Here is a 23,921-nt window from a genome sequence, read left to right as displayed (position 1 = left end):
GAGATCATCGGGCTGTTCAAGCAACCCTGGTGTTCCCGTATTCCTGAGTGGCGAACAGCGTATGCCGCGTGGTCCACACCATGGCGGCCACGCTCAATGCCAAGACCACCCAGGTTTCGGGCCCGCTGGCGGGCTGGGAGGGAGGTGCACCCGAATGCAGGAGCGTATTGAACGATGTCCCCGTGTTCTGTATCGGTGCACCGTACGCGTCGAGGGGGCGGGTGATGCCGCTTGTCACCGTGTAAGGGTTTCGGGGCAGTGCGGTCGGTTCTTCGGCAGCAGTCTCTTGAGGCAACGTCCCTTCGGCAACCGGCGCTTCGTCGGTGGGCATTTCCACCGCTTTCTCCGAGGATGCAACGGACGACGCTTCCGAAGAGGAGGACAAAGAACTCACCTCTCCCGTCACCTGCGCGAGGAAAGGCGAGCGTCCATTCGTCCCTTGGACCAGGGAACCGATTTGTCCGGGAAGAGAAATGATGTCTTGCCACAGTTCCTCTCCCCCTTGTGAGAGAAGGATACCGACCGTGAGTACGAGAATGATTCCGATGAAGGCTCCCGGAAGTCGCGAAACGGAACCCGTGCCGATGGGCACGCTGCCCGACGCGTGGTCACGCGTGTGGACGGGGATGGGCGTATCGTCCCCCGTCGACTGCCAGTGCGGATGCACGTCAGGCATGGGGGGCGGCGCGGAGGTGTGTCTGTCTGCGGGAAGCTATGAGCGTTCCCATAACGGCGGAGGCGATGAGGAGGAGCGTTGCGGTTGTGCCCAGCCCGGAATCGCCGGGGACGTACGCCGCCTGCCCTTGAAGCGGATTGCCGGTGAGGCCCGTAAGGGTGCGGAGGGGGGCCGTGGAAGTGGTCGGGTCGCCGATGGTGACCGCAGCCTCCTGGCTGAAGGCGGTCTCCTCGTTGTCCTCGTTGAAGCCGCGGACTGCCGCGTAATAGGTGGTCCCTTGCGTGAGGGAACGGATGGCGATACCCGTTTCGTCGGGGCGGACGGTGCGCCGCTGAATGTAACGGCCCGTCTGTGTCCCGTAGTAGACGTGGAATCCCCTTATGTTGGGGGAAGGGAGGGCGTCCCAAGCGACGTAGAGCGTGGTCCCTTCCGTGGTCACACGGACGTTCTGTACTTGGAGAAGGACAAACTGCTCGGGAGCAACTGTTTCCTCTGCCGGTGCGGGGTGTGTTTCCTCCCCCACGGGTACTTCCTCGGCGACTGTTTCCGGGACCGAAATAACCTCCCCCGTAGCGGAAGACGCTTCAACCGGTGCGGAAGAGGAGGAGACAGTGTTCTCTTCAATCCTCACGGCCAGAACACCCAGGGTATCTCCCAACACCTCGGTTGCCTCCAATCCGGCCGTGTAAACGGCGGTGTGGGGAGGGTTGCCTTCCAGGTCATGGAACGTGAGCATCGTTTCGCCGCCACCGGGAACATCCTTCACGGTGAACGTCACCTGCGCCACGGGGATGAGCGCGTCCGCCAAACCCTCTTCCGATTCTGCTTCCACATCGATCATCACATACCCCCGCTCCGCATCATAATCCTCCTCGCCGGGGGCGGGGATGGGGAGGGAAGTGCTCGCCTGGATATCCATTCCTTGCAGGATTTCCGGATCGTACTGCAGCCATGAGCGTACCCGGGAGAGGGGAACGAGCAGGTCGTTGCGTACCACGATGTCCAAATCCAGAATATCGCCTGCGCGGAGGGATTCCGTTTCCAATGTGAGGGGATCACGCACGGTGAATGCGGGGCATTCCGCCTGGTCCGCCAATTCGCAATGGGGACGCAAGAAGAGCGATACGGTGGATCCGGTATCGGCTGTATCGCCTTCGGATGAGGTGGAAGACTCTTCCGCCGTCCCTTCCGCTGGAACGTCACCGGCCCCTTCCTCCGCAACAATCGCCTCCTCTTCCGCCGTTACGCCTTCCTCCTCTTCCGCCGTTTGCGCACGCCAGGAGGGCGTGGCATTGAGGGCGGAGAAGGTGAGGACAATGGCCGCGAGTGTTGCGCCAAGAGCGTACCAGTGGCGGCGGTTCAAGGTTGCCATAGGTCAGCGGTTCGAAAGGAATCGGAGGATCCACAGCACGTCGTCCAACGTGAATTGCTGGTCACCGTCGGGATCCGTGAGGAGCGCTTCGGGAGGGACGCGAGCGTCGCCCCGGATCACTTCCAGGAGCGCAATGGCGTCCTCAAGATCCACCTTTCCGTTACTGTCGATATCGCCCAGCAAGGGGGTCATGATGACGCTGGCTTGCTGCGCTTCGCTGCGGCCTGCGCGGAGGACGCTTGAAGGGTCGAAGACCTGCACTTCTCCCACGGTGCGCACACCGACGAGGAAGGAACCCATCACGCACGTGAGACTGAGCGCGACGAGGCTGAGGTTGCGGCTTGTGACGTAGGGGAGGAGTTTGTTGAACATTTCCTCTTAGTATAGCCTAATTTACATTCTCTCTCAATGTGCCAGAAGTTGACATCCTATCTGCATATGTCTTATTGAATATATCATCAGTTCGGAGAGATATAGCACATGCCACAGCCCCATTTGCTACAGTAGAGGCATGGCGGCTTCCTTATTCTACTTCACCGGCGGAAATGCCTTCGCTGTCCGGGAGGAGAAGCGCGCATGGCAGAAACAGTTTGAGGAAAAGCATGGGCCGGAGAATCTCGTCGTACTGCAAGCACTGGATGTCAAGTACCGCACGCTCCTTGATGAAGTGAGCGTGGCTCCCTTCATAGCGGGTAAGCGCCTCCTCATCATCGAGGGAACGCCTTCCTTCACCAAGGAAGAAGTGGAGCTGCTCCTGGGCTCCATCCACCCCGATTGCGTTCTTGTGATCGCGGATGCGCATCCCGATAAGCGCCTCTCCGCCGTGAAAGCGTTGCTCAAGGCGGCGCAAGTGAAGGAGTTCACCGTCCTGGACGGAAAGCGCCTGGGCCAGTGGATGGCAACTTACGCCGCAACGCACCACGGGTCGTTCGCCCCAGGCGCCGCGGAGCATTTGGTCACGTTTGTGGGGGAAGATCAGGATGCGCTGGCGCAGGAGATCGTCAAACTCGTGACGTACGCGGGGGATCGCCCGGTCACAAAGGAAGACGTTGATGCGTTGGCCGTTTCTTCGGGAGAACAGGAAGTGTGGAAGCTCACGAACCTTCTGGGGGAAGGGAAAGGGGATGAGGCGCTGCGGTACGCGCGGCGGCTGCTGGCGCACGGGGAAGACCCATTCTCCCTCTGGAGCATCCTCCTCTGGATGCTCCGCACGCTCGTCACGGTCACCGCGGCGGTGAAGGCGGGGGAGCGTAATCCGGCGAAGATCGCCTCCGTCTACAAGGTGCCGTTCCCCAGCGCGCGCAACCTGCTCCGGCTGGCGCAAGACGTTCCCCTGGCCTCCCTGCAGGCCTTGCTCGTGTGGGCGACCGATACGGACAAGGCGCTCAAGACGGGGGGGTTCAAGTCCACCAAAGAAGCACCCGAGGAACTCTTGGCCCTCATCGACCAATTCATCGTGCGGTCGGCAAAGCTCGTCGTCTAGTTCCCCCCCTGTCCCTCGATCTGCCGGAGGATATCTTCCGTCGCCTTGTCCTCCGTTTCGCGGTGGGACGTTTCCGCCGCGGTGCGCGTTTCCCTCATTTTGCGTCGCTCGTCCTCCGCCTTCTTCAGGGATTCCCCCTGTTCGATCTTCCCCATCTCCTGCGCGTACTTCTTGTCGATGGCGGCGAGTTGCGCTTTCTCGTTCTCCAGTATCTCCTGCAGGTTCTTCACCTGCTCGGGCGTCATCACGGGCAGGATATTGACCCAGTACTGCCGTTCCTCGTCGTTCATGCTCTCGGAAGCCTTGATGAGTGCGACCAACGGACCATACGTGGCGGCGACGTCGGGAGGGATTTTGAGACCGGTGGTTTGGGGAGGTTGCTGGTCTGTCATACGCGTATCAAGTATAGCGTATTACGTATTGCGTATGGATACTCCAATGCATACGTACGACGTGATACGTCATACGTCATATAAAGACGCAATACGTGCGTTCAAGCTACATTCAAGATCTCGAACTCCAGAATTCCCGAGGGCGAGGAGATCTCCACGTTCTCACCCTTGTGCCTTCCGATGAGGGCTTTGCCCATGGGGGATTCGTTGCTGATCTTGTGCTCCAGGGGGTCGGCTTCGGTGGAGCCCACGATGGTGTACCTCTCCGGTTCGTCGCCGTCCGTGAGGTTCGCCACCGTCACCGTAGAACCGATGTCTATCTCCTTCCCGCGGCCGATCTGCTTCTTTTCGCTGATGATCTTGGCGTTCTTGATCTTCTGCTCCAGTTCCAGGATGCGCCCCTCCACGAAGGCTTGTTCGTTCTTGGCTTCCTCATACTCGGAGTTCTCGGAAAGGTCGCCGTAGGAGATGGCCTCCTTGAGGCGCTGCGCCACTTCCGTGCGCCGCGTGGTCTTGAGCTCCTCCAATTCGTCCTTGAGCTTCTTGAGCCCCTCTTTGGTCACCAACGTTTGGTCATCGTCGTCCCCGCTGAAGCCTGTGGAACCGCCGACCGCCTGGTCATCGTCGCTGATGAAATCGTCTGTAGGCACCATATCCAAAAGGGGGGTAAGGGGGGAAAGCCCATCAATTGTACGCAGAATGGGGGTTTTGGCAACCTAATTCCCCGCCCCTTCCTTCAGCAAATCCGGCCACCGCATCACCGGCAGCTTGGTGATATCCTCCTGCACCAACGCCTCCACCACGCGTTTGACGAGTTGGACGTTCGTGAGGAGCGGGACGCCCTGGTCCGTGGCGATACGGCGGATATAGTAGCCGTCGGTCTGCTCGTCCACGGTAAAGTGCGTGGGGATGTTGATCACCAGGTCGATCCGCTTCTGCTCCAGGTACTCGCGGATGTTGGGGCTGCGCGGTTCGGAGACCTTGTGGAGGAGGGCGCTGGGGATGCCGCGGCTCTGCAGGAACTCATGCGTGCGCAGCGTGGCGAAGAAGACGTAGCCCTTCTCGTGCAGCGCCTGGACGGCGGGGAGGATGTCCATCTTGTCCTCCAGCTTGCCCACGGTGAGCAGGATGCTCTTCTTCGGCAGCTTGAACCCCACGGCTACGAGGGCGGTAAGGAGAGCCTGTTCCGCGTTGAGCCCGAAGCAGGCCACCTCGCCCGTGCTCGCCATCTCCACGCCCAGGCGGGGATCCGCCCCCTTCAGCCTGCCGAAGCTGAATTGCGCCGCCTTCACCGCCACGTGGTCCAAGTCCACCGTCTGGTACCGCTTGTCCGGCGGGGCGCGGCGGAGGAGCGACTGCGTGGCGAGCACCGCGAAGTTCTGGCCGGTCACCTTGCTGCAGAAGGGGAAGCTGCGGCTGGCGCGCACGTTGCACTCGATCACTTTGAGGCGGTTGTTCTTGGCGAGGAACTGGATGTTGAAGGGGCCGGAGATGCGGAGGCCTGCGGCGATCTTCTTGGCGATCACCTTGAGCTGGCGGAGCGTGGCAAGGTTCACGCGCTGGGAGGGGAGCACCATGGTGGAGTCGCCCGAATGCACGCCGGCATTCTCGATGTGCTCGGAGAAGGCGTAGAGGAGCAGCTTTCCTTCCTGCGCAACGCCGTCGAAATCGATCTCCTTCGCGCCCTGTTCGAACTTGGAGATGACCACGGGGGAATCCTTGGAGACGAGCGACGCCTGTTCCAGGAACGCTTCCAGGTCCTTGCCCGAGTGGACCACGGCCATGGCGGCGCCGGAGAGCACGTAGCTGGGACGCACGATCACGGGGTACCCCACTTTTTCACAGAAGTCCTGCGCCACCGCGACGTCCGCGAATTCCTTCCACTCCGGCTGGTCCACCTTGATCTCGTCGAGGAAGGAGCTGAACTTGTGCCGGTCCTCCGCGCGGTCGATATCCGTGGCGGAAGTGCCGAAGAGGGGAATGCCCGCCGACGCCAATTTCCGTGCAAGGGAGTTGGGGATTTGGCCGCCCATGGAGACCACCACGCCCTCGGGGTTGAGCCGCTCCACGATGTCGCGCACGCGCTCGTCGCTCAGCTCTTCGAAGAACAACGCGTCGCATTCGTCGTAGTCCGTGCTCACCGTTTCGGGGTTGCTGTTGATCATGGAGACGGAGTAACCCTGCCGCTGCAGCTCGTGGGCGGCCTGCACGCAGCACCAGTCGAACTCCACGGAAGAACCGATGGAATACGGACCTCCTCCCAATACGATCGCCACCGGGCGGTCAGCTTTCAGCTTCGAGCTTTCCGTTGGCTGCTGATCGTCGCTGATCGCTGAAAGCTGAGGGCCGTAAGCTCCGAAATGAATATCATCCTCCATCCCGTTATACGTCATGTACAGGTAATTCGTCTGCGCAGGGAATTCCCCGCCGAGCGTATCCACCTGCTTCACAACGGGGAGGATCTTCGCACGTATCCTCTGGTCGCGGATCTCCTGCGTCCTTTGGTCCCGGATCTGCCCGATGCCTCGGTCGGAGAAGCCCATGAGTTTCGCCTTGTGCAGCAGGTCGTCTTCCAGGGGGGCGGTCTTGGACTTGAAGAGGTCCTTGGAGGTTTGTGCTATGGCTTGGATGCGCCGGAGGAACCAAAGGTCGATGCCCGTGGCGGCGTTCACTTCTTCCACGCTCCACTCGCCGTGCAGGGCCTGGGCGACGGCGAAGATGCGGCGGGGCGTCGGCCGTTTGAGCTCGCGGGCAAGGTCGTCGAATTCCATGGAGGCGGGGAACAGTCCTTCTTCCCCAATGTTGAGCATGCGGATGGCCTTCTGGAGCGTCTCCTCGAAGGTCCTGCCCAGCGCCATCACCTCCCCCACGGATTTCATCTCGCTCGTCACCTGGTCCGAAACGAAACGGAACTTCTGCAGGTCCCAGCGGGGCATCTTCAAGGCCACGTAGTCGAGCGAGGGCTCGAAGTCCGCGCAGGTGACTTGCGTGATGGCGTTGCGGAGTTCCGGGAGCGTGTAGCCGAGCGCAAGCTTTGCGGCGATGAAGGCGAGGGGATAGCCGGTGGCTTTGGAGGCAAGCGCGGAGCTGCGGCTGAGGCGGGCGTTCACTTCGATGACGCGGTATTCGCGTGACCGGGGATGGAGTGCGTACTGGATGTTGCACTCGCCCACGATCTTCATGTGCCGTATCACCCGCAGTGCGATGCTGCGCAGCATTTGGTACTCGGTGTTGTCCAGCGTCTGGCTGGGCGCGATGACGATGGATTCCCCCGTGTGAATGCCGAGCGGATCCACGTTCTCCATGTTGCAGACGGTGATGCAATTGTCCGCCGCGTCGCGCACCACCTCGTACTCGATCTCCTTCCAGCCGGTGAGGTCCTCCTCCACCAGCACCTGCGGCGATTCCACGAACGCCACTTTGAGCACGTCCTTCAGCTCCGTCTCGTTCATCGCCCTTCCGCTCCCTTTGCCGCCCAGCGCGAATGCCCCGCGTACGATCACGGGAAAGCCGATGCTCCGTGCCGCGTCCATGGAGTCCGCCACGGTCGTGCAGGCGAAAGAGCGCGGCACCGACACGCCGATGGACTGCAGTTCCTGGTTGAAGAGTGCGCGGTCTTCCGTCTTGCGGATGCTCTCCACCGGCGTCCCCAGCACGCGGATGCCATGGCGGTCCAGGACACCGTCATCCGCAAGCTGCAGGCCGCAGTTGAGGGCGGTCTGACCGCCGAAACTCAGGGCAATGGCGTCGGGCTTCTCCTTCTTGATCACCTCCTCCACGAAGGGGGGAGTGACGGGGATGAAGTACACGCCGTCCGCCAAGCCCCAGCTGGTCTGGTTGGTGGCGATATTGGGGTTGATGAGGATCACGCGCTTGCCCTCCTCCTTCAAGGCCTTGATGGCTTGGCTGCCGGAATAATCGAATTCCCCGGCCTCGCCGATCTTCAGGGCGCCGGAACCCAGCAGGAGGACCGACCGGACTTCAGGAAAATGCTCCCCCTTGCCCTGGATGGGCCGCGGGGGGCCGCTGGTCTGTGGCGCCGTCATGTCTGGCGGAGAGTAGCGGTGATGGCGGCAGAGGGCAAGGAGGAAAGGAACCACGAAATCTGGAATCCTTCTCCGTGCAAGTCGGTTTCGTTGCGGCAAAACCAACGCATGATACGGTAGGGACGCTTATGCCCTTCACACTCCCGCTTCTCTCCTTCATCGTCCTCGCTGCCGGAGGCGCCACGGATTCCGGCGCAACGCTCCTCCGGGACGACCTTCCGTTCTTCCAGGAGGCCGTCACCATCCTCCGGCAGGAGGAAGAGGAGCAAGGGCGGGAAACGCTGGAAGCGGAAGGGGCGGAAATGTTCCCGCTCTCGGCAACGGGGGCCCAGCAGGCGTCGCAGTTTTCCGATTTCGTGACGGTCTACTGGCGCAATGCGCCGTATGACCTCAAGGATGTCCCGCGGAACCTGTGGTTCGCCCCCTACGTGCGGGACATGGTGAGCTTGGGGATCGTGACGGGATACACGGATACAACCGGGAAGCCGTTGGGGGAATTCGGGCCGCATCGCCCCGTGAGCATCGAGGAGATGACGAAGATGGTGATGGTGGCGGCGGGCGTGGACCCTGCGACATGCAGTACGACCACCTTCAACGAGCAGGCGAGGGACCGCTGGTCGGCGCCGTACATCGCCTGCGCGGAGGACCGCAAGCTCTCGCTCTCCACGGATGCTTCCCTGGACGTCACGCGTCCGGCCTTGCGCGGAGAAGTGGTGATCACGCTTTTGGAAGCGTTCGGCGTCATCAAGCCGTCTTCCGGTTCCGTGGCCATGGTGGTGGCGACGGGGAGCGGGGGTGCTGCGGGGACAACGCAAACGGGCTCCGTCTTCCTCGACGTCCTCCCCGGCATGGCCACGACGGACGCCATCCACCGCGCGGCGGAAGACGGCATCATTTCGGGTTACAAAGACGCGCAAGGAGTCCCCACCGGATACTTCGGGCCCGACAAGCAGATCACGCGTGCGGAAGTCTCCAAAGTCCTTAGCTTGGCGTTACAAGTGTATGGGAAGAGGAAGGAATAGGACGCCCGTTACGCCCGATGCATGTGCTTCTGCACCAGGTGCGAGATCCGGTGTTCGTGCGTGGGGTGGTAACCGTTGAGCGCCTCCAGGAGGATGGTCCCCGTGAGGATGAGTGCGGCACCCACAGCTTGGTGCGTCTGCAGAGGTTCGCCAAGGTACCAGAAGGCGAAGGCGATGGAACCGATCACCGCGAAGTTGTTGAACACGGAGACGGTGGAAACGGGGAGCCGGTCCAGCGATTGGTAGAAGCAGAATACGGTGAGGAATCGGGAGAGGAAGGCGAAGGCGAGGAGGGTGACAAGCAAATCGGGGGTGAGGGACTGCGCCTGGGCGATCACCGCGCCCGCCGGCGAAAACAGGAAGGAGAGCGAAATCCCCCACACGGCGATCACCGCGCGCGTGAGCACCACGGTGGAAACGGGGACGTCGTGGAGGAACTTGCGGAAGAGGAGGCCGCTGCCCGCCCATATGAGGCTGGAAAGGAGGATGAGCATGTCACCGGGCCGCAGCACAACGGATTCCGTGAAGCCGCGTAACGCGATGCATAACACGCCGGCTCCGATGAAGAGGAGGGAGAATGAATGGGAGAGGCGGAGGCGTTCCCCCATGAAGAGTACGGAGAGGAGCAAGAGGAAAAGCATTTCCGTGTTCCCGAAGAGCGTGGCGTTGACTGCGCTGGTCATGCTCAAGCCCGCGAAGAGCAGCGCAGGGGCGACGATGCTGCTCAGCACACCCACCACGAGCAGGGACAGGAGTTCCGCTTTGCTCAAACCTGAGAGGGACTTGATGGCGGGGAAGAGCCCGAAGGAGAGAAGGACGAAGATGGCCGTCAGCGCCTCGCTGAAGAGGACGAGCGCGAGAGGCGTGAGCACCACGGTGAGTTCCTTGGCCAGGGAATAGTATGTCGAAGAGGAGAGGATCATTCCCATGAGCGCCGCCCATCCCAGCAGGGAGGCGGACTGCGGCATGGGCTCCGTCCGTACCCACAAACGACGCAGGGAGAGTGTGTTCATGTTACTTAGTATTATAACACAAAACCATATACAAAGCCATATCTACGAACAGGCCGGAATCCTCAGAATTGAGAATCCATGCCGTAGCCGCCGCGTTCCTCATCATCCGCTTGGGGACCGCACGTGATCAGATTGAGGCGGTACGTCCGCCATGCTTTGGTGCGCAGGTCCTTGAGTTGGTTATTGGCCACGCGCCAGGTCATGCCGAAGTTCCGCCAAGCGCCCCGCAGTGCGTTCTCACGCTGGAGAGGATCCTCCATGCTCCAGGCGTTCACGATGGCATTCTTCCGCGCTTCCAATGCGCGCCGCATGTAGCGTTCGTAGCCCGTGAGTGAGAGCAACATAAAGTCCTCTCGCTCCCGCGCGTACTGTTGCATGCATTGGATGTAGCTTCGTGAGGAGGAAACTGAGGAAGCAGATGAAACAGATGAAGTCGATGAAACAGATGAAGTCGATGATGAAGACAATGGCACGGAGGCGGTGGATGAGCTCATTGATGAAGACGACGTAAGCTGCGCCAAGCGAGCCGCGCGCCGTCTGCTGCGGGAAGTTTCAGCACCCGTCGGCGTATCCGCCGCGGCGTGGACGAAATTTACCGAGAGGGGAAGAAGGATGGCGGTGAGCAGGAATGCCACCTGGAGCTTTTTCGTGTTCATCGGAAATGGGAGGGAAGGGACACTCCCATAGACGAGGGCGCGAAAACGGCCTTACGGAAAGCGGGTTGCGTGTTCACGGAAAGTGGCGCCCTATTCCTGCAGGAATGGAGCGTAGTGGTGCACAACGGTGAGGACACCGATGGTTGCGGCGAAGACACTGAGGAGGAGCACCACCCCCGCCGTCACGTCCTTCAGCCTTCCCACGTGCACGCTGTAGTGGGGTTCGATCACGTCCAGTATCTCCTCCACGATCGTGTTGATGAGTTCGGCTACCAGCACCGCTGCGCAAGTGAAGAGGACCGCCATGAGCTCGGCGAAGGAGAAGCGGAGGACAATGGAAGCGGTGATGAGGAGCACGGCCATCGCGCTCAAAATCTTGAAGTTCCGCTCCCTCTTCCACACGAAAACGATACCCCGCAGTGCATGCCTGGCGCTCTGTGCGAATACATGGACCATGAAGGGATTGTAGAGGACGTTACGATCGGGATAAAGATCATGCGACGCGTGCAGGATCTTGAATCCCTGCGAGCTTGTCAAAGGGTGACATCGACAAGAACGGTTTGAATATTCTTTCCGATGCCTGTTGCCAGCTCATGTAATGCTTTCTGAATGCTCTCTCTCGGAATGAAGCGCATCATACCGACAATAAACTCACCATTCTTGCTTTTTCCAAGTTGTGATACTCCACATGCCAGTAATGGCTGTACAAGTTCAGCTCTTGTCTGGAGAAGTGAAAATAGTTCAACTCCGCTTAATGTCTCTGCACCTGGAATAGTGGTGGTAAACGTTTCCCTTTGATCACGCCAAGCACAATATGCGGGATCGGAGGGATCTACTTTCATTCCTTCGGGGAGAGAGCGAGTTGTCATAGGAGTATGTTATAACCATAACGACAACCGTCAAGAGTGGTAATATTGGCCCCAATTCCGCTCTGTAGTGCAACACAAAGCCTCAGTGAAATTCGTTCTATACTTGTGAATTGTTGGCTGCAATTAGATTATGGTGCCGCCGGTCCGTGCTTCGCTCTACCAAGCTACGCAGGGCCTCGGAGAAAGAATCGGGATTTTAGTACGGGAGTTCTCAGTCAATTATTCTGGTGCCGCCGGCTGGATTCGAACCAGCACGCCCCTTTCGAGGCAAGGGATTTTAAGTCCCTCGTGTCTGCCATTCCACCACAGCGGCAATCGGAAAAAGGAAAGACCGGACTGTTGCTCGGAAGAAGTATAGAACTTCTCCCTCAGATCGGTAAGGCTTCCATCTTGTACTTCAAGGGGGCTTGCGAGGGCCGTTCCCCAACGTCCAGTATCTCCCCGGTGGTCGGGTCAATTTCCTGCGCAGTGACGATGAGGCGCCGGAGCGTGGTACCCACGGGCGTGCAGGTCATCAGCGTGGCGATGCGCTTGTCGGTGGGCTGGTCCAGCACGGTGATATCCGCAGGGCTCACTTCCTTCTTCCCTTTGATCATGTAGCGGTGCTTGTCCCCGCCAAAGTACACCCAGTACTCGTCACCCACTTCCAGGTTGTGCAGGCGCGCGAACACGGTCTTGAAGCCGCCGGGCGACCAGGGGTAGTAGGAGCTGTGGCCCGTGACGAAGAAGTTCCCCGCCTGGCCGGGGTTCGCCGTGCCGGGATAATGGACCACCCCGTCCTGCAGGGCATCCTGTATGTCCTTCTCCACCTGCGGCCAATCCGCGCGGAGGAGCGCTTCGTAGGAGGGCGTCACGAGGGGGATGTTGAGGTCCAGCTTCGGGATGATGAGGCGGTTTTCGGGCGGGCCCATTGGGGGGAGAAAGCTGAGGATGTTGCCTTCCAGGCCGCCGCCGGCGGTTGCGAGCCCGGGCAAAAGCTTAAGGCGGTCTTGGAGCGCGGAAGCGAGCGCCTGGTCTTGTGCGTCAATGGAAGGGGCCGTGAGGAAGGGCAGCACCTTGGAGGAGGTGATTTCCCAAAAGCTCTGGTAGTTGAGGGCGACGAACAATCCCAGGAAGATGAGGGCGAACGTGCCGCCGAAGCGGACGGTATCCACCAGGAAGAGCGTGCCCCTGGTCATCTCCTTGCTGCGTTTGCGCCCCGGGACCCACACGGGTTGCCGCATAAAATGCCACAGCTTCTGCAGGAGCGTGGACGTCTCCCATCCCAGTTCCTCCAGCATGGGCTTGGTGGCGCGCAAACTCTCGCGGTACTGGCGGAGCCCCTCTTCCAGCACGTCTTCCGCGATGTGCTTGCGCACGGAGACGAGACGGCCGTGCACGGGCGATGGGGAAAGCGCTTCCCGGTTCTCCGTCGGGTCGAGGATGTCTTCCGGGGAAGGCGGTTCCGTGATCCTCCAAGCGGTGCCGCGGCCATTCTCCGCCCGCAGTTCCTGCATGTCAGGATCGAGCACAATGTCCCCATTGGCGTCGTAATGAGCCCGGTGGCGGCGGAAGAGCCGAGAAATCATGATAGTATAGCAGAAATCCGGGTATTGCGCAGCTGCAAAAGGAAAGGAGTATACAGGAATAAACCGAAGAGTCCGATAATTCCGACGATACCGAGGAAGCACTGGCAGAAGCTCAATGGCTTGCAGTACGTCAATTCCTCGGACTCTTCGACATCATCGGAATCCTCTATCCATCACGCTATCACTCCGCCTCCCACAACCTCCTCACCGCTGTAGAGAACCAAATACTGTCCCGGCGATTGCGGCCCTGCGGGCTCCGCGAGCGTGAACGTCCCCGAGCTTCCCGTGAAGCGGAACGTCCCCTTGCGTTTGGGGGAGAGGGAGCGGGTGCGGCAGTCGAAAGGGGTATCGGCGTTCTCCGCGGGCTTTCCGCAAACCCAGGTGATGTCCCGCACGGGAATATCAGCGGCCTTCTCCTTGTCCTTCTCGTCCACGATTAAGCGGTTGCCGGAAACGTCTTTCGCCACCACTTCGAGCGGTATCTTGAGCCCGCCGATCTTCAATCCTCTCCGCTGTCCAACCGTGTAGAGCGGCAAACCTTGATGTGACCCCACAACCATCCCGTCCCTCCGTATGATCTGCCCGAGCCGCATCGCTTCCGGCGCGTGGCGCCGGAGGAACTCGGTAGGGGATTTCTCCGGGAAGAAGCACAGGTCCTGGCTCTCGCGGTATAATGCTCGGTCGAAAGGGATGCCGAAGCGTTGCGCCAGCGCGTACACGTCGCCCTTCACCATCTCACCGAGCGGGAACAGTACGTGACCCAGTTGATTTTGGTTGAGCCCGTGGAGGTAATAGCTTTGGTCCTTCTCCTTATCCACAGCTTCCAAAAGCGCGTGTCGTACGGATCCGTTCGGCATCGTTTCCGTGACTATTCGCGCATAGTGGCCGGTCGCCACCTTCTCACAGCCGAATCCATCGGCAATATCCATCAGCTTCCCGAACTTGATCAGGCGGTTGCAGTACACGCAGGGGTTTGGCGTCAGCCCGTTGCGGCAATCTTTCAGGAACCGGTCCACTACGAGTTCCTTGAATTCCTTCGACATCTCCACGATGTGGATGGGGATCTGCAGCTTCTTTGCGACGGCTGCCGTGCGTGCCGCTGCCTGTGCGTCGCAGCACTTGTTTGGAAGCAGCTGCGCCTTGGCGGGGGCAAGAGGATCGCTCCACAGTGCCATGCGCACGCCCACCACCTCATGGCCTTGTTCTTTGAGGAGGTGCGCGACCACCGAGGAATCAATGCCGCCGGAGAGGGCGATGAGGATGCTCATGTGTTGCAGTATAGTTCATGCATAGAGCATTGGAGGAAGGATTCCGAAGAATCCGAGGATACCGAGGAATTTCGTGACATAGCTTGGGCAATCATGGGTTGGGCATACCTCGGCATCGTCGGTATCGTCGGAATCCTCGGAATCCTCTATCATGTGCGCATGATCGAAAAGCTCCGCGCACTGGCACGGGAGGTTGAGGAACTCGGCATGATGCTCCAGGATCCCGCCGTGCACGGGAATCCAAAGGAAATCGCGCGCATCGGCAAGCGGATGGCGGAGCTGGAACCCGTCATCGGTCTTCTCCATGAGTATGAACGCTATCAATCCATGGTCGACGGCGCCGACGCGGTTCTCGATGACCCGGATCTGCGTCTTCTTGCGGAAGAGGAGGCGGAAGAAGCAAGGCGCAACTTGCCGCAATTGGAAGAAAGGATACGGGCATTCCTCCTGCCGAAGGATAAGGATGACGAGCGCAGCGTGATCGTGGAGGTGCGCGCGGGGGCGGGAGGGGAGGAAGCGGCGCTCTTTGCAGGAGAGCTCCTGCGCATGTACCTGCGCTATGCCGAGGAGCAAGGGTGGAAGTCGGAGATCATGAACCTGTCGGATGCCGACGGCGGGGGGATCAAGGAGGCGTCGGCGCGCATCGAAGGCAAGGGCGTGTACGGGGCGCTCAAGTTCGAGAGCGGCGTCCACCGCGTGCAGCGCATTCCGGAGACCGAAGCCAAAGGCCGCGTGCACACGTCCACAGCGACCGTCGCCATTCTTCCCGAAGCGGAGGAAGCGGACATAGAGATCAAGAACGAAGACTTGCGCATCGATACGTACCGGGCGAGCGGTGCGGGAGGGCAACACGTGAACAAGACGGAATCCGCCGTACGCATCACACATATCCCTTCCGGAGTCGTCGTGGCGTGCCAAACGGAGCGGAGCCAGCAGCGCAACCGCGCTCTCGCCATGAGCTTGATCCGCAGCCGCCTGTACGCCGCGCGCGAGGAGCAGCTGGCGAAGGAAAGGGGGGACATGCGTTCCGGTCAGGTGGGGTCCGGCGACCGCAGCGAGAAGATACGCACCTACAACTTCCCGCAGGACCGGGTGACCGACCACCGCATCGGGCAGAACTTCAGCAACCTGCCTTCCATCATGGAGGGAAACATCAAAGGCCTCATCGAGGCTCTACAGGCTAAAGAGCAGGAAGAGAGGATGGCGAGGGCTAATATATGAACAAATTAGTAGTACATGACTGGTCTTTTCCCAGAAGGGGATTACACTGTGCTGCGCGAAAAGCGGTCGAGGCCTATGGCATCAACATTTTCTCAACTGAAGGCAGACGAACTTCCTCGGCGCACCGAAGATCACACGGTTCCGTCCAACGTGTGTGCGGAACTGGAGCAGCATATTCACGATGTGTGCAGCGGTTATTATACCCCTGAACGGGCGTTCCTCGCCGGTCTTGTACAGCAAATACCGCAAATCTCCGAAGAAGCGAGGCGTCTGGCTGTTTCCGTTTACCCGGGTCCGGACACCGTAAGCAGAATGGAGAAAGAAGAGGAACGGGAGCTGCGTCGGCAGAATAGGAATAAACGCGTTCATACGGAGGAAAGGAGAAGGCTTGCCATGGAGCGCTTGGAACAGCGAAAGAAATCCACCGGTATTGCGGGAGTGTTCCTCAAGGTAAGGAAGGCACTGGGCGGCCTCTTCAAGAAAGACTGATACCAAAATAACCTGATCCGTGGCGCTTCAGCAGTTGCACGCTCAAGAGAAGAAATGCGTTTCCTTGTCCCCCTCTCCACCGGAAAAGGGGGAGAGGGCGGGGAGAGGGGGACGGGCGCGAAGCAACAGAAGTCAAATGACTTTGGTATGAGGTTAGCGCCGCAGATCTTTCATGGTTTCGACTCGGCGTTTGACCAGTTTCTCCGTACCGATGTCCCTGCGGTACCGCACGAGCCCGCGCACTTTCTCGCAGAGCGATTGCGCAATGCGTTCCGCTTCCGCGATGGTGTTGCCGATACCCACGAATCCCGCAGCGCGGGAGCCCCCCAAGAGGAACGTCCCGTCGGCTTCCCGCGTGGCATCGAAGAAGAACATGCGCGAGTCCGACGGGATCGCGGAGGGGAATTCCACCTTCTGGCCTTTCTCGTCCTTGTTCACGGGATACCCGCGCGCCGTCACGTACTTACACACCGTCGCCTTGCGTGCGAAGCGCACCAGGTCTTCCCTGAGTTCACCCTTGATGATCGCCAGGCAGATGTCCACGAAGTCCGATTCCAGGAGCGGGAGGAGGTTGAGCGCCTCCGGGTCGCCGAAGCGCGCGTTGTATTCGATCACGCGCACGCCGTTACGCACTGCGATGAAGCCGCCGTAGAGGATGCCCTTGTAGGGTTCGCCGCACTCCTTGAGAAGGGCAGCCGCCACCTTGCGATTGATGTCCTTGGCTTGCATGAGGTCGTTGGTTGTGAGGAAAGGCAGAGAGTGGTTTGCGTCGGTGTAGGTCCCCATGCCTCCCGTGTTGGGCCCCTCGTCCCCTTCGTTCGCACGCTTATGGTCCTGCACGGCGGGCATATCCACCACCTGCGTGCCGGAGACGAAGGAGAGCAGGCTGAACTCCACGCCCACGAGCTTCTCTTCGATCACCACGCGGCCGCACCCGTCCAGGCACTCGATGGCGTAATCCACGCCGTCCTCAGCCGAATGCAGGTGTTCGCCGCTGACCTTCACGCCCTTGCCGCCCTTGAGCGCGTCGTATTTGACCACGAACTCTCCCTCCAAGTCTCGGCTGATGTATGTAAGGAGGGCTTCCTTCTCCTTTTCCAAGGCGCCGACGGAATCATCCGACCGCGTGAAGACGCGGAACTTCGGCGAAGAGCCTATGCCGTTTTTCTCCATCAGCTCCCGGGTGAAGCCCTTGGAGCTCTCAATGCGCGCTAGGCTCTTTTTGGGGGCGACGCTGGGGATCCCCATCGCCTCCAAGACGTCGGCGGCCCCCATGCCGATGGGGTCGTCGGGCCCGATGATGGCAAAATCAGGGCGCGTTTCCCGCGCGATTGTCTTCATGCGGTCGAAATCCAGGATGTCCCCCACGTCCATGCGTGACGCTAAAGCGTCGATGCCGGGGTTCCTTGTGGTGCAGAAGGCGATGATCTCCGGTTTGTGCCGGCTGCGTGAAAGGGCGTCGGCGATGGCGTGTTCGCGGGCGGAGGAGGCGATCAGGAGAATTCTCATGGGGTAATGATAAATGCAAAATGCTAAATGAGAAATGGCAAACACCGGTGGTTCAGGATGAACATCAATCATTTTGCATTTCACATTTCTTCATTTGGCATTCTCTCCGATACCCTAAAGGATCGATAACGCTTTGTTCGATTCATCATCTTCTTCCGCCATGTGGTCTTCCCTGGTCCTGTTGCGCTGCGAGCCGAGGTCCAGGAGGAGCTTGGGCGTCACTTCCGGCGTGGGGTAGCGCCCGTTGAAGCATCCCGTGCAGAGATGCTGCAGTTTGCGGTTCCCGATGCGGATGGACTTCACCAGGTCTTCCGGCGTGGCGTAGAAGAGCTTGTCCGCGCCGATGAACTTGCGGATGTCTTCGATGGTGTGGTGCGAGGCGATGAGCTCGTCCCGGGTGGGGATGTCCACACCGTACGGGCAGGGATTGATGATGGGGGGGGAGGCGGAGGCGAAGTACACATGCTTGGCGCCGGCCTCGCGCGCCATGTCCACGATCTTCCTGCTGGTGTTCCCCCGCACGATGGAATCGTCCACCAGGAGCACGCTGTTGCCCTTGAACTCCAGGTCAATGGGGTGGATCTTGAAGCGCAGGCTCCGCTGGCGGATCTTCTGTCCCGGCATGATGAACGTGCGCCCGATGTAGCGGTTCTTCACGAACCCTTCGCGGTAGCGCACCTTGATCTTGTCGGCCAAGCCGGCAGCAGCGGCGCGGGAGGAATCCGGAATGGGGATCACCGAATCAATCTTGATGCCGGATGCCTTGATCTGCCTGGCAAGGTATTCGCCCATGCGCAGGCGCGCCTTGTACACGGATACGTTGTCCAGTATGGAATCGGGCGCGGCCAGGTACACCCACTCGAACGCGCAGGGGTTCAAGTGTCCCTTGCGGCAGATCTCGGCATGCATCTGGTTCTTGCGATCGATGAAGATGGCTTCGCCCGGCTCCACGTCGCGCATGAACTCATAGCCCAGGGGCTTCATGAGCGTGTTCTCCGAGCAGATGACGTACTCCTCCTTCATGCCGTACTTGCGCTTGCCGACCTGCAGAGGGCGAATGCCGTGCGGGTCGCGGAACGCAACGATGCCGTGGCCGCCGATGAGCGCCACTGCGGAGTAACTTCCCTGGCAGCGGCGGTGCACCTGCCGCACGGCGCGGAAGATGATCTCCGGTGTCAGCTTGATGGGGCGTTGCCTCTGCAGCGCGAGCGCGAAGACGTTGAGGAGAATTTCGGAATCGGAGCTGGTGTTGAGGTGGCGGAAATCCGTGTGGAGGAGTTCATGGGCCAGCTCCTTTGCATTCGTCAGGTTGCCGTTATGCGCCAGCGAGATGCCGAAGGGCGAATTGACGAAGAACGGCTGCGCCTCGAATTCCGAGGAACATCCCGCCGTGGGGTAGCGCACATGACCGATGCCCATGTGTCCCGTGAGGCGATGGAGCGAGTGCGTATGAAACACGTCACGCACCATCCCGTTGGCCTTCTTGAGGTGGAACTGGTTGTCGAATGTCACGATGCCCGCTGCGTCTTGCCCGCGGTGCTGGAGGACCGTGAGGCCGTCGTAGAGGTCCTCAATGGCGGGTCGGAAGCCGGAAACAGCCATGATACCGCACATAGGTCAGACGGGAAGAACGGGCAAAATGCCTCGCCGAGAGTCCGGGGAGGCCGAAATTGGTGAAGAGGGGATCTCCACGTGTGCATTCTACAGAAAACGCATGTTTGTACAAGGTAGAACGGAGGAATAAGAAGATGCAGAAGATGCAGACGAAACAGATGAGTCAGAGGAGAAACAATCACGCGTTGGAATGATCTTTCTTCGTTCTTCTGCATCTTCTGCATCTTTTGACTCCTCTGCATCTTCTCATCACCCTCTCCCCATTTCCGCCGCCCGTACGCAATTCCTTATTAAACTCGCCACCGTCATGGGTCCGATGCCGCCGGGAACGGGTGTGATGGCGGAGGCGATCTCCTTCACGGCGTCGAAGTCCACATCGCCCTTCAAGCCGGCATCCGTACGCGTGGTGCCGATGTCGATCACCACCGCACCCGGTTTCACCATGTCCCCGGTGATCAATCCCGGCTTTCCCACGGCGGTGCAGAGGATGTCCGCTTGCCCGGTGAACTGCGCCAAGTCCGCCGTGTACTTGTGACACACCGTCACCGTCGCGTTCCGGTTGAGCAGCATGGCGGCGAGGGGCTTGCCGGTGATGTTGCTATGGCCCACCACCACGGCGTGCTTCCCCCGGACGTCGATCCCGTAGTGCTCCAAGAGCAGGATGACGCCGGCGGGGGTGGCAGGCGGGAGGTCCTCGAACGCGGTGCCAAGGAAGGTCTTCCCCACATTCACCGGAGTGAAGCCGTCGATATCCTTGGCGGGGTCTATGGCGCGGATCACCTCCTCCACGGCGCTCTTGAGGTGCGCGGGGAGCGGCAGCTGCACGATGAACCCCGTGACCGTCGTATCGCGGTTCAGCTCATCCACCACGCGGAGGAGTTCTTCCTTGGTCGTCTTCTCCGCGAGATGACGGTGGATGGACGTAATGCCCACTTCCTCGCAGCTCTTGCGCTTCTGCGTGATGTAACTGTCACTCGCGGGGTCATCGCCCACCTGCACGATCGCCATGTGCGGCTGCAACTCCTTTACTTTCGGCTTCAGGGAGTCGAGCAACGCGGCGGCTACGTCTTTGCCGGAGAGGATGGTGGCGGGCATGGCTGCTGTGGAAGGATACTGTTGTGGGCGATTATTGACAATCCCATCGTCCTAGCAACACAATGTGCATATGACGTGTGAACGCTCTCCATGTTCCATCCCGAGCTTGAGCCGCGATCCGGAGACAGCGGCGAACATCGACATGCTGTGCCGGGTGATGCAAAGACAAGTGCTATTCAACATACGGCAAAATGCCGAGGAGCAGAGAAGCGATAGCAAGAGACTCCGCGCTATCGAAGATCAGGACTGAACCTTGCGCAGCGCATTCCAGAGGAATGTGGATACGTCACCTTTCTCCCCGCTCGTATCCACCACGACGATCGCAGGGTCTTGTTCCGCGATCTTGCGGTACGCGGCATGGACGCCCTCCTGCAAGTCACGTTGTTCCAGGAAGTCCTGCTTCTCCCGCCGGCTCAGACGTTCCATGCACGTCCGAATCGGAGGGAGCGTGAAGACGGTTGCGTCCGGCTTGGGGAAGGAGCGGTTCATCTCCTTCAGCCAGTCCGAATCCAAACCCAGTGCCATGCCGTAGGCGACGGTGGAGTGGCTGTATCGGTCGGAGATGACGGTCTTTCCTTCCCGGAGCGCGGGGAGGATCACCTGCTCCACGTGCCACGCGCGGTCAGCGGTAAAGAGGATTTGCAGCGTGGAGGACGGCACCTTTTTCTCCTTCAAAAGCTCGCGGATCCACAAACCCACGGGACCTTCCGTCGGTTCCGCGGTCACCAGAACCTCGCGCCCTTCCTTCCTCAGACGTTCGGCGAGCAGCCTTGCATGCAGGGTGGAGCCGGAGGCATCGGGGCCGTCGATGACGATGAACGTGCCGGTCACGGTCTGGGGATTGTACCCAAACAGTGACCGTTGGTACAGATAGTAGAGACGCCCCGATGGGGCGTCTCTACGGTATGGTACAAATTGATATTTTACCCCGTCATTCCGCCCTCATCGGCACCGCGCACGGCACGCCCCTGCCGCACGGGTAGACCTGGTCATCGATGTCCGAGAACTCCACCGATCCCTCTTTGTTCAGGGTGGAGAGGGTGTTGCTCTGCACCACGGCTTCGCTCACGGTGAGGAGGGAAGAGCCCAGGCGCACGATGCGCTGGATGTCCCTGCCAAGGCCGTACCACACGTCGCCCATCTTCTGCATCTGGTCCTGGGTGAAGTGGCTGATGGTGCCCTTGAGCTTAAAGCCGCCGCTGAGCGTGAAGTCATACACGTAGGCGCCCTGGAAGACGGGCTGGCCGTAGGATCCCGGGTCGTTCTTTGCCTTCTCGGATTCGGAAATCTCGTACACGGTCACCGGAAAGGCGAGGAGGTTCCTTTCCTTATCGAAGAGGAGGGCTTTGTGGTTGGAAAGGAGGGGGCTGTCCGTCCCGCGATCCCCGATGATCTCCTTATGCATCTCTCGGGGATTCGCGACGTCCGTGACGTCGAACACGGCGAGCTTCATGCCTTGGTACCAGGCGAAGTCGGCGCGGTCCTTGGATTCTTCCGTGTCCTTCCCGAAACCGATCAGGTGGTTCTCGTCGTACGGGTGCAGGTAGTCGCTGTAGCCGGGGATCTTCAACTGTCCCAGGATGCGGGGATTGCGCGGGTCAGCGGTTGAAATGACGAAGAGAGGATCGGTGTTGCGGAACGTGACCATGTACGCGCGGTCTCCCATGAAGCGCACGGAGTAGATCCGCTCGCCCGGGGCGATATCCTCTATCTTGCCCGCCGTTTCCAAGGACTGGTTGAGGACGTACAGGTTGTTGGTGGCCGGACGTTGCTCGTTCCACAGTTCCCCCTTTGTGGTGGCGATGCGGAAGGTGTTCTCGTGCTCGTCCATGGAGAACTGGTTGAGGATGTGGCCGGGGACGGAGCCCTGCGCCTTGAGCTCGATGCCGTCCGCGGTGAAGGCGAAGCGGTAGAGGTTGGTCTTCTCATAGTTTCCGTCGTCGGGAGCCTTGATGGAATCCTCCACTCCGGAGTTCCAGTAGTACACCCACTGCGTGGTGGCAACGTACAGGTTCTGGAGGGAGGCGTAGATGTTCTGCGCGTTACCCAGCACCGTCTCACGCTGCACCTCGGTCGAGGGGGAGGCGGTATCGATCACCGCGACGGTGAGGTATTCGGGGGAGGGAACGTGCGGGAGGATCATCACTTCCCCGCAACGTACGACAGGCGCGCTTGCATCGCCCGTGCGGGAATCCTGGAAGGACGGAAGGACGTCCGCATCCGTCGGTTTGGTGAGGGGCTGGGGCAGCCAACGCATGGGCTGGTTCACCACGAAGTACAGCTTGTGGCCGATCATGCGGGTGGAGACGGAAGAGCCTTCGAAGCTCACTTTCCGTTCCAGGACGGGCTTGGCCTTGTCCGCAACGTTGAAGATGCGCACCTGCGCGAGGGAGGGGTTCCAGTACGGCGGTATGATGCCGCCGATGCGCTTCTCCATCACCGCGGGATCGGTCTGGCTCCAGCTGCTGCCCACCACCACCAAGCGGTTGCCGTCGATGTAGAGCTCCGCGGGGGAGAAATTGGAATCGCCATCGAAGATGGAGCCCATCTCCTTCATGGTGTTCCCGGGAACGGCCTTCACGATCCTCACCTTGTTGCGCGAGACGATGTAGAGGTAGGTGCCGTCGGACTTCACGATGTCCGCCTCATCCACGCCTTCCACCTGCACGTTGGTGCGGGAGTAATCGCCGTCAGATCCTCCTGCTCCGGATTCCGTCGGCGCAGGCGCCGCCGTGGGGGCTGTCGCATCCTGCGCGTTCAACATTTCCTTCATCACGCCGCCACCCCTTCCCCAGCCGCCGGTCGTGCTATGCAGCTCCACGGAGAACGCCTGCAGGTCCGTGCAAGAGGATGCGACCTGCACCTTATCCGAGGCCAGGTTGACCTTCACGGCCGGGTACTTGACGTTCATGTAACCCTTGGACGGTTGATCCGTGACGCCCTTCTTGAGGCGCCACATCATCTCCGCCATATCGCCGCGGTTGAGCGGCTCGGTGAGGCCGTCGATGGAGGTGGGGATGGCGTTGGAAGATTCCAAGGCGCGAATGAAACCCGCGTACCACTCTCCGCTCGCGTCCCGAATCTGCTGCTTGTAGGCGAGGGAGAAGATCTTCGCCGCTTCCGCGAAGCTCACGGCCTTCTCGGGACGGAAGAAACCGTCGTCGTAACCGGCGACGATCCCTTCACTCTTGGCTGCACAGACGTACTTGGCATACCACTGTCCTTGTACGTCCGGGAAGCACGCGCTACCGGCGACGGCAGCGCCGTCCGCACGCGCCTCGAGGATGATCTTGAGGAGTTCGGCGCGGTTGATGGATGCGCCGGGCTTGAAAGTACCGTCAGCGTATCCCTGGAGGACATTCTCCGCCTTCAACTCCCGGATCGCCTGTGCGTTGGGGGAGGAGACGGGAACATCGGAAAAGGGGTTGTCCGCGGCGAAGGCGGGAACGAAGCCCGCCGAAAGGCTGAGGGCGACGGAGGCCAGGATCAGCCATGTCATGGGACGTTTCATAGGGATGATGGGAAGGGATACGTTCTTCACTGATCCATAATACGTTCGAACGTTCCAAACATTACATAGGTTGGGATTGACAGGGAGGAAACCGGGAATTCCCGTCATGGAGGGGCG

The 23,921-nt window shown here is 60.3% G+C and carries 21 protein-coding genes and 1 tRNA gene; 4 read left to right on the top strand and 18 right to left on the bottom strand.

The window, feature by feature from the left end:
• Nucleotides 1-16: 16 nt before the first annotated feature.
• Genes WC698_02620 through WC698_02610 form a run of 3 tightly spaced genes read right to left on the bottom strand, consistent with a single transcriptional unit; the run spans nucleotide 17 to nucleotide 2,420 of the window.
• Nucleotides 17-676, bottom strand: a complete 660-nt coding sequence (locus tag WC698_02620) for a hypothetical protein (protein MFA6039130.1) — start codon at nucleotides 674-676, stop codon at nucleotides 17-19.
• Nucleotides 669-2,048, bottom strand: a complete 1,380-nt coding sequence (locus WC698_02615) for a fibronectin type III domain-containing protein (GenBank protein ID MFA6039129.1) — start codon at nucleotides 2,046-2,048, stop codon at nucleotides 669-671. Before WC698_02615 ends, WC698_02620 begins: the two co-directional genes overlap by 8 nt.
• Nucleotides 2,049-2,051: 3 nt before the next feature.
• Complete coding sequence (locus tag WC698_02610) at nucleotides 2,052-2,420, bottom strand: hypothetical protein (protein ID MFA6039128.1); 369 nt, start codon at nucleotides 2,418-2,420, stop codon at nucleotides 2,052-2,054.
• 139 nt (nucleotides 2,421-2,559) lie between these two features.
• Here WC698_02610 and holA point away from each other — a divergent pair, with 139 nt between their 5' ends.
• Nucleotides 2,560-3,531 carry a DNA polymerase III subunit delta gene (gene holA, locus WC698_02605; GenBank protein MFA6039127.1) on the top strand — a complete coding sequence of 324 codons (972 nt, stop codon included), beginning with the start codon at nucleotides 2,560-2,562 and terminating at the stop codon, nucleotides 3,529-3,531.
• Here the strand turns inward: holA and WC698_02600 are convergent.
• The 3 genes from WC698_02600 to carB all read right to left on the bottom strand — a co-directional run bounded on the left by WC698_02600 (nucleotide 3,528) and on the right by carB (nucleotide 7,969).
• Complete coding sequence (locus WC698_02600) at nucleotides 3,528-3,923, bottom strand: hypothetical protein (GenBank protein MFA6039126.1); 396 nt, start codon at nucleotides 3,921-3,923, stop codon at nucleotides 3,528-3,530. The genes holA and WC698_02600 overlap by 4 nt on opposite strands.
• A gap of 101 nt (nucleotides 3,924-4,024) precedes the next feature.
• Nucleotides 4,025-4,576: a transcription elongation factor GreA gene (greA, locus tag WC698_02595; protein MFA6039125.1), complete on the bottom strand. Its 552-nt coding sequence runs from the start codon at nucleotides 4,574-4,576 to the stop codon at nucleotides 4,025-4,027.
• Between the two features lie 63 nt (nucleotides 4,577-4,639).
• Nucleotides 4,640-7,969 (bottom strand): carbamoyl-phosphate synthase (glutamine-hydrolyzing) large subunit, encoded by a 3,330-nt coding sequence (gene carB, locus WC698_02590; GenBank protein MFA6039124.1) that lies wholly within the window; start codon nucleotides 7,967-7,969, stop codon nucleotides 4,640-4,642.
• 128 nt (nucleotides 7,970-8,097) lie between these two features.
• Here carB and WC698_02585 point away from each other — a divergent pair, with 128 nt between their 5' ends.
• The gene (locus tag WC698_02585) at nucleotides 8,098-8,991 is read left to right on the top strand and encodes an S-layer homology domain-containing protein (GenBank protein MFA6039123.1); all 894 of its coding nucleotides are present in this window, start codon (nucleotides 8,098-8,100) and stop codon (nucleotides 8,989-8,991) included.
• A gap of 8 nt (nucleotides 8,992-8,999) precedes the next feature.
• Here the strand turns inward: WC698_02585 and WC698_02580 are convergent, their stop codons facing one another.
• From WC698_02580 to mnmA, 7 genes are all read right to left on the bottom strand, one after another.
• Nucleotides 9,000-10,004: a DMT family transporter gene (locus WC698_02580; protein ID MFA6039122.1), complete on the bottom strand. Its 1,005-nt coding sequence runs from the start codon at nucleotides 10,002-10,004 to the stop codon at nucleotides 9,000-9,002.
• 62 nt (nucleotides 10,005-10,066) lie between these two features.
• Nucleotides 10,067-10,660 carry a hypothetical protein gene (locus tag WC698_02575; protein MFA6039121.1) on the bottom strand — a complete coding sequence of 198 codons (594 nt, stop codon included), beginning with the start codon at nucleotides 10,658-10,660 and terminating at the stop codon, nucleotides 10,067-10,069.
• A gap of 90 nt (nucleotides 10,661-10,750) precedes the next feature.
• Complete coding sequence (locus WC698_02570; protein ID MFA6039120.1) at nucleotides 10,751-11,116, bottom strand: diacylglycerol kinase family protein; 366 nt, start codon at nucleotides 11,114-11,116, stop codon at nucleotides 10,751-10,753.
• 77 nt (nucleotides 11,117-11,193) lie between these two features.
• Nucleotides 11,194-11,529: a hypothetical protein gene (locus WC698_02565; GenBank protein ID MFA6039119.1), complete on the bottom strand. Its 336-nt coding sequence runs from the start codon at nucleotides 11,527-11,529 to the stop codon at nucleotides 11,194-11,196.
• Between the two features lie 225 nt (nucleotides 11,530-11,754).
• Nucleotides 11,755-11,842: transfer RNA gene (locus WC698_02560), tRNA-Leu, on the bottom strand.
• Between the two features lie 55 nt (nucleotides 11,843-11,897).
• Nucleotides 11,898-13,097: a sortase gene (locus tag WC698_02555; protein ID MFA6039118.1), complete on the bottom strand. Its 1,200-nt coding sequence runs from the start codon at nucleotides 13,095-13,097 to the stop codon at nucleotides 11,898-11,900.
• Between the two features lie 173 nt (nucleotides 13,098-13,270).
• Nucleotides 13,271-14,365, bottom strand: a complete 1,095-nt coding sequence (gene mnmA / locus WC698_02550; GenBank protein MFA6039117.1) for a tRNA 2-thiouridine(34) synthase MnmA — start codon at nucleotides 14,363-14,365, stop codon at nucleotides 13,271-13,273.
• 159 nt (nucleotides 14,366-14,524) lie between these two features.
• Between mnmA and prfA the strand changes: the two genes are divergently transcribed.
• A complete protein-coding gene (gene prfA / locus WC698_02545; GenBank protein ID MFA6039116.1) occupies nucleotides 14,525-15,586 on the top strand; it encodes a peptide chain release factor 1 in 1,062 nt (353 codons plus the stop codon).
• Between the two features lie 48 nt (nucleotides 15,587-15,634).
• The gene (locus WC698_02540) at nucleotides 15,635-16,075 is read left to right on the top strand and encodes a hypothetical protein (protein MFA6039115.1); all 441 of its coding nucleotides are present in this window, start codon (nucleotides 15,635-15,637) and stop codon (nucleotides 16,073-16,075) included.
• Between the two features lie 153 nt (nucleotides 16,076-16,228).
• Here the strand turns inward: WC698_02540 and purD are convergent, their stop codons facing one another.
• The 5 genes from purD to WC698_02515 all read right to left on the bottom strand — a co-directional run bounded on the left by purD (nucleotide 16,229) and on the right by WC698_02515 (nucleotide 23,804).
• Nucleotides 16,229-17,584: a phosphoribosylamine--glycine ligase gene (gene purD / locus WC698_02535; protein ID MFA6039114.1), complete on the bottom strand. Its 1,356-nt coding sequence runs from the start codon at nucleotides 17,582-17,584 to the stop codon at nucleotides 16,229-16,231.
• Nucleotides 17,585-17,698: 114 nt separating this feature from the next.
• Entirely contained in the window at nucleotides 17,699-19,198 is a 1,500-nt protein-coding gene (gene purF / locus WC698_02530; protein ID MFA6039113.1) for an amidophosphoribosyltransferase, read from the bottom strand.
• A 249-nt stretch (nucleotides 19,199-19,447) separates the two neighbouring features.
• Nucleotides 19,448-20,293, bottom strand: a complete 846-nt coding sequence (locus tag WC698_02525) for a bifunctional 5,10-methylenetetrahydrofolate dehydrogenase/5,10-methenyltetrahydrofolate cyclohydrolase (GenBank protein ID MFA6039112.1) — start codon at nucleotides 20,291-20,293, stop codon at nucleotides 19,448-19,450.
• Nucleotides 20,294-20,533: 240 nt separating this feature from the next.
• On the bottom strand, nucleotides 20,534-21,124 hold the full coding sequence (tmk, locus tag WC698_02520; GenBank protein ID MFA6039111.1) for a dTMP kinase: 591 nt from the start codon (nucleotides 21,122-21,124) through the stop codon (nucleotides 20,534-20,536).
• A gap of 100 nt (nucleotides 21,125-21,224) precedes the next feature.
• Nucleotides 21,225-23,804 (bottom strand): beta-propeller domain-containing protein, encoded by a 2,580-nt coding sequence (locus WC698_02515; protein ID MFA6039110.1) that lies wholly within the window; start codon nucleotides 23,802-23,804, stop codon nucleotides 21,225-21,227.
• Between the last annotated feature and the right edge of the window lie 117 nt (nucleotides 23,805-23,921).

The organism is Candidatus Peribacteraceae bacterium, from assembly GCA_041661065.1.
Taxonomy (GTDB): domain Bacteria; phylum Patescibacteriota; class Gracilibacteria; order Peribacterales; family Peribacteraceae; genus CAIKAD01.
The sequence above is the reverse complement of the archived record's forward strand: the minus strand, read 5'-3'. Positions and strand labels throughout refer to the sequence as shown.

Coding starts and splice junctions, on each gene's coding strand:
- WC698_02515 (MFA6039110.1), bottom strand. CDS start 23,804: ATGAAACGTCCCATGACATGGCTGATCCTGGCCTCCGTCGCCCTCAGC.
- WC698_02610 (MFA6039128.1), bottom strand. CDS start 2,420: ATGTTCAACAAACTCCTCCCCTACGTCACAAGCCGCAACCTCAGCCTC.
- WC698_02585 (MFA6039123.1), top strand. CDS start 8,098: ATGCCCTTCACACTCCCGCTTCTCTCCTTCATCGTCCTCGCTGCCGGA.
- WC698_02570 (MFA6039120.1), bottom strand. CDS start 11,116: ATGGTCCATGTATTCGCACAGAGCGCCAGGCATGCACTGCGGGGTATC.
- WC698_02575 (MFA6039121.1), bottom strand. CDS start 10,660: ATGAACACGAAAAAGCTCCAGGTGGCATTCCTGCTCACCGCCATCCTT.
- prfA (MFA6039116.1), top strand. CDS start 14,525: ATGATCGAAAAGCTCCGCGCACTGGCACGGGAGGTTGAGGAACTCGGC.
- WC698_02580 (MFA6039122.1), bottom strand. CDS start 10,004: ATGAACACACTCTCCCTGCGTCGTTTGTGGGTACGGACGGAGCCCATG.
- mnmA (MFA6039117.1), bottom strand. CDS start 14,365: ATGAGCATCCTCATCGCCCTCTCCGGCGGCATTGATTCCTCGGTGGTC.
- purD (MFA6039114.1), bottom strand. CDS start 17,584: ATGAGAATTCTCCTGATCGCCTCCTCCGCCCGCGAACACGCCATCGCC.
- holA (MFA6039127.1), top strand. CDS start 2,560: ATGGCGGCTTCCTTATTCTACTTCACCGGCGGAAATGCCTTCGCTGTC.
- WC698_02525 (MFA6039112.1), bottom strand. CDS start 20,293: ATGCCCGCCACCATCCTCTCCGGCAAAGACGTAGCCGCCGCGTTGCTC.
- WC698_02600 (MFA6039126.1), bottom strand. CDS start 3,923: ATGACAGACCAGCAACCTCCCCAAACCACCGGTCTCAAAATCCCTCCC.
- greA (MFA6039125.1), bottom strand. CDS start 4,576: ATGGTGCCTACAGACGATTTCATCAGCGACGATGACCAGGCGGTCGGC.
- WC698_02615 (MFA6039129.1), bottom strand. CDS start 2,048: ATGGCAACCTTGAACCGCCGCCACTGGTACGCTCTTGGCGCAACACTC.
- carB (MFA6039124.1), bottom strand. CDS start 7,969: ATGACGGCGCCACAGACCAGCGGCCCCCCGCGGCCCATCCAGGGCAAG.
- WC698_02620 (MFA6039130.1), bottom strand. CDS start 676: ATGCCTGACGTGCATCCGCACTGGCAGTCGACGGGGGACGATACGCCC.
- WC698_02565 (MFA6039119.1), bottom strand. CDS start 11,529: ATGACAACTCGCTCTCTCCCCGAAGGAATGAAAGTAGATCCCTCCGAT.
- WC698_02555 (MFA6039118.1), bottom strand. CDS start 13,097: ATGATTTCTCGGCTCTTCCGCCGCCACCGGGCTCATTACGACGCCAAT.
- purF (MFA6039113.1), bottom strand. CDS start 19,198: ATGTGCGGTATCATGGCTGTTTCCGGCTTCCGACCCGCCATTGAGGAC.